This window comes from Streptomyces fuscigenes (genome assembly GCF_021556455.1).
GTDB lineage: Bacteria > Actinomycetota > Actinomycetes > Streptomycetales > Streptomycetaceae > Streptomyces > Streptomyces fuscigenes.
This window is the reverse complement of record NZ_JAKGCV010000311.1, coordinates 1-6,597: the sequence shown is the minus strand read 5'-3', so window position 1 is coordinate 6,597 and position 6,597 is coordinate 1. Positions and strand designations below refer to the sequence as shown.

5 protein-coding genes are annotated in these 6,597 nt (G+C 74.4%); 3 read left to right on the top strand and 2 right to left on the bottom strand.

All coding sequences use genetic code 11. The features are described 5' to 3' along the window. On the top strand, nucleotides 1-888 hold an 888-nt coding region (locus L1885_RS20900), incomplete at its 5' end, for an MSCRAMM family protein (RefSeq protein ID WP_235798701.1). A 110-nt stretch (nucleotides 889-998) separates the two neighbouring features. Here L1885_RS20900 and katG read toward each other — a convergent pair. Next, complete coding sequence (gene katG, locus L1885_RS20895; protein WP_235798700.1) at nucleotides 999-3,248, bottom strand: catalase/peroxidase HPI; 2,250 nt, start codon at nucleotides 3,246-3,248, stop codon at nucleotides 999-1,001. A 589-nt stretch (nucleotides 3,249-3,837) separates the two neighbouring features. Here katG and L1885_RS20890 point away from each other — a divergent pair. Beyond that, nucleotides 3,838-4,248: a Fur family transcriptional regulator gene (locus L1885_RS20890; RefSeq protein ID WP_235798699.1), complete on the top strand. Its 411-nt coding sequence runs from the start codon at nucleotides 3,838-3,840 to the stop codon at nucleotides 4,246-4,248. A gap of 147 nt (nucleotides 4,249-4,395) precedes the next feature. Here the strand turns inward: L1885_RS20890 and L1885_RS20885 are convergent, their stop codons facing one another. After that, the gene (locus L1885_RS20885) at nucleotides 4,396-5,010 is read right to left on the bottom strand and encodes a TetR/AcrR family transcriptional regulator (protein ID WP_235798698.1); all 615 of its coding nucleotides are present in this window, start codon (nucleotides 5,008-5,010) and stop codon (nucleotides 4,396-4,398) included. Between the two features lie 328 nt (nucleotides 5,011-5,338). Here L1885_RS20885 and L1885_RS20880 point away from each other — a divergent pair, with 328 nt between their 5' ends. Beyond that, complete coding sequence (locus L1885_RS20880; protein ID WP_235798697.1) at nucleotides 5,339-6,547, top strand: ABC-2 transporter permease; 1,209 nt, start codon at nucleotides 5,339-5,341, stop codon at nucleotides 6,545-6,547. Nucleotides 6,548-6,597: the final 50 nt, after the last annotated feature.

Here is a 6,597-nt window from a genome sequence, read left to right as displayed (position 1 = left end):
GCCAGGGGCGCCGCCGGTGCGCCCGGGAGCGCCGGGGAGCCCGGGGTGCTCGGCCTCGTCGGCGACCGCGCCGGACGGCCCGTGCCGGGCGCCTCGGTCACCATGATCGACGCGGCGGGGCGGCAGATCGCCCGCACGGTGGCGGACGAGCAGGGCCGCTACGCCCTGCCGCGGCCGGAAGGGGACCCGGGCAGTTACGTCGTCATCGGATCCGCCCCCGGCCTGCGCCCCCACGCGGCGACGGTCACCACCGGCGCGAGCGCCGTGACCGCGGACCTCCTGCTGACCCGCTCCGGCGGGCTGGGCGGCACGGTCCGTTCCGCGGCGGGTCCCCTCGCGGGCGCGCTCGTGGTGGCGGCGGACGCCCACGGGGACGTCGTCGGCACGGCCAACTCGACGGACTCCGGCGCGTACGAGCTGCCCGATCTGCCCGCGGGCCTCTACACGCTGGCGGTCACCGCCGAGGGGCACCTGCCCGGCGCGCTGGCGGTCGAGCCGGCCGGGGGCGAGCCTGCGGTGTACGACGTCGAGCTGGAGCCCGCCGCGGCGGCGGCCCTGCGCGGCACCGTGCGCACCGCGGGCGGCACCCCGCTGCCGGACACCGTGGTCACGCTCATGGACCCGGCGGGCAACGTGCTGACGCGGCTGCTGACGGGCGCCGACGGGCGCTACGCGTTCACCGGCCTGGCGAGCGGCGACTACACCGTCGTGGCCAACAGCTATCCGCCCCGGGCGGTGCCGTTCTCGCTCGCGGGGAGCGACCGCGCCCAGGTCGACATCGACCTCGGCCACGAGGGTCCGGCCCCCGTCCCGGCGGACGGCGCGGCCCCGTCCGGCGACGGCCCTGAGGCGGCCGGCGAAGGCGGCGGGCCGGAGCGCCTGGGCTGATCCGGCCGGCGAACGCCGAAGGGGGCGGCACCACGTGTGTGGTGCCGCCCCCTTCGTGTCCGCCTCCCCCACCGCCGTCCGAGGACGGCGGTGGGGGAGGCCAACGGGCCTCAGACCAGGTCGAAGCGGTCCAGGTCCATCACCTTGGTCCACGCCGCGACGAAGTCCTTCACGAACTTCTCCTTGGCGTCGTCGCTCGCGTAGACCTCGGCGAGGGCGCGCAGCTCCGAGTTCGACCCGAAGACCAGGTCGGCCCGGCTGCCCGTCCACTTGACGTCGCCGCTCGCCGCGTCGCGCGCCTCGAAGGTGTGCGCCTCCTCGGACGTCGCCTTCCACTCCGTGCCCAGGTCGAGCAGGTTGACGAAGAAGTCGTTCGTCAGGGAGCCGGGGGCCGAGGTCAGGACGCCCGTCGAGGACTGGCCGTGGTTGGCGCCCAGCACGCGCAGACCGCCGACGAGGACCGTCATCTCCGGGGCGCTCAGGGTGAGCAGGTTGGCGCGGTCGATCAGCAGGTACTCCGCCGGGAGGCGGCTGCCCTTGCCGGCGTAGTTGCGGAACCCGTCGGCGGCCGGCTCCAGCGCGGCGAACGACTCGACGTCCGTCTGCTCCTGCGAGGCGTCGGCGCGGCCCGGCGTGAACGGCACCTCGACGTCGAAGCCGGCCGTCTTCGCGGCCTGCTCGACGGCGGCGGAGCCCGCGAGGACGATCAGGTCGGCGAGCGAGATCCGCTTGCCGCCGGTCTGCGCGGAGTTGAACTGCTCCTGGATCTCCTCCAGCCCGCGCAGCACGGTACGCAGCTGCTCGGGCTCGTTCGACTCCCAGGAGGCCTGCGGCTCCAGGCGGATGCGGGCGCCGTTGGCGCCGCCGCGCTTGTCGCTGCCGCGGAACGAGGCGGCCGACGACCAGGCGGTCGAGACGAGCTGCCCCACCGACAGGCCGGACGCGAGGACGGCGCTCTTGAGGGAGGCGACGTCCGCGGCGTCCACGAGCGCGTGGTCGACCTCGGGGACCGGGTCCTGCCACACCAGGGTCTCGCTCGGGACCTCGGAGCCCAGGTAGCGCACGACAGGGCCCATGTCGCGGTGCGTCAGCTTGAACCAGGCGCGGGCGAACGCGTCGGCGAACTCGGCCGGGTTCTCGTGGAAGCGGCGCGAGATCTGCTCGTACGCCGGGTCGACGCGCAGCGCCAGGTCGGTCGTCAGCATCGAGGGGGCGATCTTCTTCGAGGCGTCGTGGGCGTGCGGGACCGTGCCCTCGCCCGCGCCGTCCTTCGGCTTCCACTGGTGGGCGCCCGCCGGGCTCTTGGTGAGCTCCCACTCGTGGCCGAAGAGGTTGTCGAAGAAGCCGTTGCCCCACTGGGTCGGCGTGCTGGTCCAGGTCACCTCGAGGCCCGAGGTGATCGCGTCGGCGCCCTTGCCGGTGCCGTAGGTGTTGCGCCAGCCGAGGCCCTGCTCCTCGATCCCGGCGGCCTCGGGGTCGGGGCCGACGGCGTCCGCCGGGCCGGCTCCGTGCGTCTTGCCGAAGGTGTGGCCGCCCGCGATCAGCGCGACGGTCTCCTCGTCGTTCATCGCCATCCGGCGGAAGGTCTCGCGGATGTCGCGGGCCGAGGCCAGCGGGTCGGGGTTGCCGTTGGGGCCCTCGGGGTTGACGTAGATGAGGCCCATCTGCACGGCGCCGAGCGGGTTCTCCAACTCGCGGTCGCCCGTGTAGCGCTCGTCGCCGAGCCAGGTCTTCTCGGGACCCCAGTAGACGTCCTCCTCGGGCTCCCACACGTCCTCGCGGCCGCCGGCGTAGCCGAACGTCTCGAAGCCCATGGTCTCCAGGGCCACGTTGCCGGCGAGGATGAGCAGGTCGGCCCAGGACAGGCTCTGGCCGTACTTCTTCTTCACCGGCCACAGCAGGCGGCGCGCCTTGTCCAGGTTCGCGTTGTCCGGCCAGCTGTTGAGGGGGGCGAAGCGCTGCTGGCCCGCGCCGGCGCCGCCGCGGCCGTCGCTGATGCGGTAGGTGCCCGCGCTGTGCCAGGCCATGCGGATGATGAAGGGGCCGTAGTGCCCGAAGTCGGCCGGCCACCAGTCCTGCGAGGTCGTCAGGGCCTCGGCGATGTCCTGCTTCACGGCCGGCAGGTCGAGGGTCTTGAACGCGGCGGCGTAGTCGAAGTCCTCGCCGAGCGGGTTCGCCACGGCCGGGTTCTTCGCGAGGATCTTCAGGTTGAGGCGCTGCGGCCACCACTCGCGGTTCCCGCCGCCCTGCGTCGGGTGCGGGGCGCGCGTGTGCGCGACCGGGCAGCCGCCCTCGCCGTCCGTCTTCGCGTCGACGACTATCGCCTCGTGGTTCGCGGCGTTCTCAGGATTCTCGGACATGCGTTTCCTTCCGGACCGGGCAGACCAGGGTGGTCGGGGGTTGCGGGTACTGGGGCGGCGGACGGCGGTGGCGCGGCCGGGACGCGCGCCCGGAGGCACCCGGCCGCGGCCGTTCGGTGCGGGCAGGGCAGGGCTCCGTGGCCGCGGCGCGCGGTCGGGCAGGGCGACCGGTGCGCCGTGCGCCCGACACCGTACCGGAGCCGCGGGGGGTACCCGCCCGTGCGTCGCCCGTGGTGGGGAGGGGTGCCGGACGGCGGGCCGCGCCCCGTCGGGGTGCCGGTTCCGGTGCCCGCCGGGCGGGCGTCCGGGAGGACGGGGGGCGGCGCGAGGCGCGGTCGGTGGTCATCCGGTGACCAGCACCGCGCGATTGCTCGGCGGTGTTCCCCTCACGGCGCTCTCTCCTGACCTGCCGGGCCCCTGCTGTCCCTGACTGCCCCTTGGCTGTTGCCGGAGCCGATCCTACGATGGACGCTGTCCAAGTCAATAAGCGCACCAAATGCTCGTCCGATCCGAATGCCTGTCCGATCGGAATGTGGACACCCACTGGTAAACTGCCGATGCCCAACGAGCCTGGAACAGGTGAACCGAGATGAGTGACCTGCTGGAACGACTGCGAGGACGCGGTTGGCGTCTGACGTCGCAGCGGCGCGTGGTCGCCCAGGTCCTCGACGGCGACCACGTGCACCTGACGGCGGACGAGATACACGCGCGCGCGGCGGAGCGGCTGCCCGAGATCTCCCGGGCCACGGTCTACAACACCCTCGGCGAGATGGTGTCCCTGGGTGAGGTCATGGAGGTCTCGACCGACGGGCGCGCGAAGCGCTACGACCCGAACGCCCACCGCCCGCACCAGCACCTGGTCTGCTCGAAGTGCGGCACGGTGCGCGACGTCCACCCGACGGGCGACCTGCTGGCCGAGCTGCCGGCGGCCGAGCGGTTCGGCTTCACGGTCTCCGCGGCCGAGGTCACCTACCGGGGCCTCTGCCCTTCCTGCGGCTGACCGACGGGGGCCCGCGGCGCCGAGCCTCCCGCGGCACGCCCTGCCGCCCTCACCCGTTCCGGGACGAAGCGCCCGGGCCCGACGGCCCATTCGCGCGGGGCGGCGAGGCCGCGTGGACGCACCGGGACCTCAGCCGCACCGCGGCCTTCACGCCGGGGGGCGGGCCCACCGGAGCCGTGCCGCGTCCAGACCGGCGAGGGCGGCGTCCACGGCGGGGGTCAGACGGAGCGGGTCCGGGTCGAGCTTGACCAGGACCTGGAGTCCCTGGAGCAGCATGGTGAGCATCGCCGCGTTGCCGGCGACGTCGATACCCTCGGGCAGTTCGCCCTGCTGCACCGCGTGTTCGAGGCCCTGGAGAAAGCCGTCCTCGACGACCGACATGACCTCCGCGAGGCAGTCGGCCACGGCGGGGTCGCCGGGCAGCGCCTCGCCCGCGGTGTTGGCTATCAGGCAGCCCCGCGGTTCGGCCTCTTCGGCGGCGAGCTGGAGGTAGCCCAGCATGATCGCCCGGATGCGCGGCAGCACCAGCCCCTCGGCCAGCAGCGCGGGCGCGAGCGAGCGCGCCTGCGAGTCCCGGTAGCGTTCGAGGGCGCGCAGGAAGAGGCCGTGCTTGTCGCCGAACGCCAGGTTGAGCCTCCCGGGCGCGAGTCCGAGATCCCGGGCAAGGTCGGCGAGGGAGGTCCCGTCGTACCCCTTGGTCCAGAAGATCTCCATCGCGTGATCGACGGCTCTGGCCTCGTCGAGCGTCTGAAGTCGAGACATGGCGGCATCGTAGCGTCGGCGCGGCGCCGCCCGATGCGGCCGCACCGGCGTGGTGGGCCCGGGCGGGCGGGCGCCCCGCCCGCCTCCCCCGGCACGTCCGCGCCGGCCACACCGGGCCGGGCCGGGTCCGCCGATCACCGCCCGCACGGCGGGACTTGGGCTCTCCGCACCGCAGGGCACCGTCTCCGCCCGCGCCTTCACCCGCGCCGCCCTCCTGATCGGCGGTGACGGCGCCCGCCGGACGAACCGGTCGCGGCCCTCGGGTACCATGGCGCCGCGGAAGGGGCATTTACCGCTTCAGGCTCCATACCGTGCTTACGGTGGCCCCATGGCCGCTGAACACGACGACGAGGCCCCGCGCCGCACCGGAGGCTCACACCGTGCCGGCTCCGGGGGCGCGGACGGTCGGCCGCGGCCTCGGGAGGGCGACGGGCGACAGCCGGGACAGGGAGGGCGCGGCGGGCGCGGCGGCGGCCGGCGCCGGAGGATCGCCGGTGCCTGGCGGCAGTTCGCCGCCTCGCCGTTCCTGCCCGCCGTGGTGATCGTGCTCGTCGCGTCGGCCGGTGCGGGCCTCTTCGCCGGTTCGTACACGTACAACATGGCCGATCCGACGCCCCGCAGGATCCCCACGGCGGTCGTGGGCGACGCCTCGGCCCCCGGGGCCAGGGCCTTCACCGCGGGACTGGAGAAGGCACTCGACGCCTCGCTCGTCCTGCATCCTTACGCGGACCGTGCGGCCGCCGTCCGCGGGGTGGAGAGCCAGCGGGTGTTCGCCGTCGTCACCTTCCGCTCCACGGGCGGCCGCACGGCGGCGCGGATGGACGTGGCGAGCGCGGCCGGCCAGTCGGTGGCCCAGGTGCTCGCGACCGCCGCGCCCAAGGCGGCCCGGGCCGCGAAGGTGCCGCTCGCGCTGGGCGATCTCAAGCCGCTGCAGAAGGGCGACCCGCGGGGGCTGGCGATCTTCTACATCACCCTGTCCGCCGTCATCCTCGGTTTCGTCGCCGCGATCCAGCTGAGCGTGAACGCGCGCCGGCTGCTGCCGTTCGAGCGGGTGCTCGCGATCGCCGCGAACTCCCTGCTGGGCGCTTTCACCATCGCCGCCGTCGTGGACTGGTGGCTGGGCGCGCTGCGGCTGCCGTTCGTGGAGTCCTGGCTGATCCTCGCGTTCACGATGTTCACCTCCGGGATGGTCTTCACCGCGTTCAACACGCTGTTCGGCCGGTGGGCCCTGCTGCCGACCTGGGGGCTCATGGTGCTGCTGGGCAACCCGTCGTCGGGAGGCGCGGTGTCGTGGCCGCTGCTGCCGTCCGTGCTCGGCCGCATCGGCCAGTGGCTGCCGCCGGGCGCGTCCGTCAACGCCCAGCACACGGCGGTCTACTTCGGCGACGAGCAGCATGTCTTCCCGTACCTGGTGCTGCTGCTGTGGGCGGCACCCGCGACGGCGGTCTTCTGGGTGTGGCGCCACCGCCATCCGGGCGGACGCGACCCCTCGCCCGGCGGCGCTCCGGCGCACGCGGCGGACGCGACGGCCGGCTGAGGGGCGGCGGATGGCGGGCCGGGTGCCGGTGGAGCCTCCCGCCGGGCGGG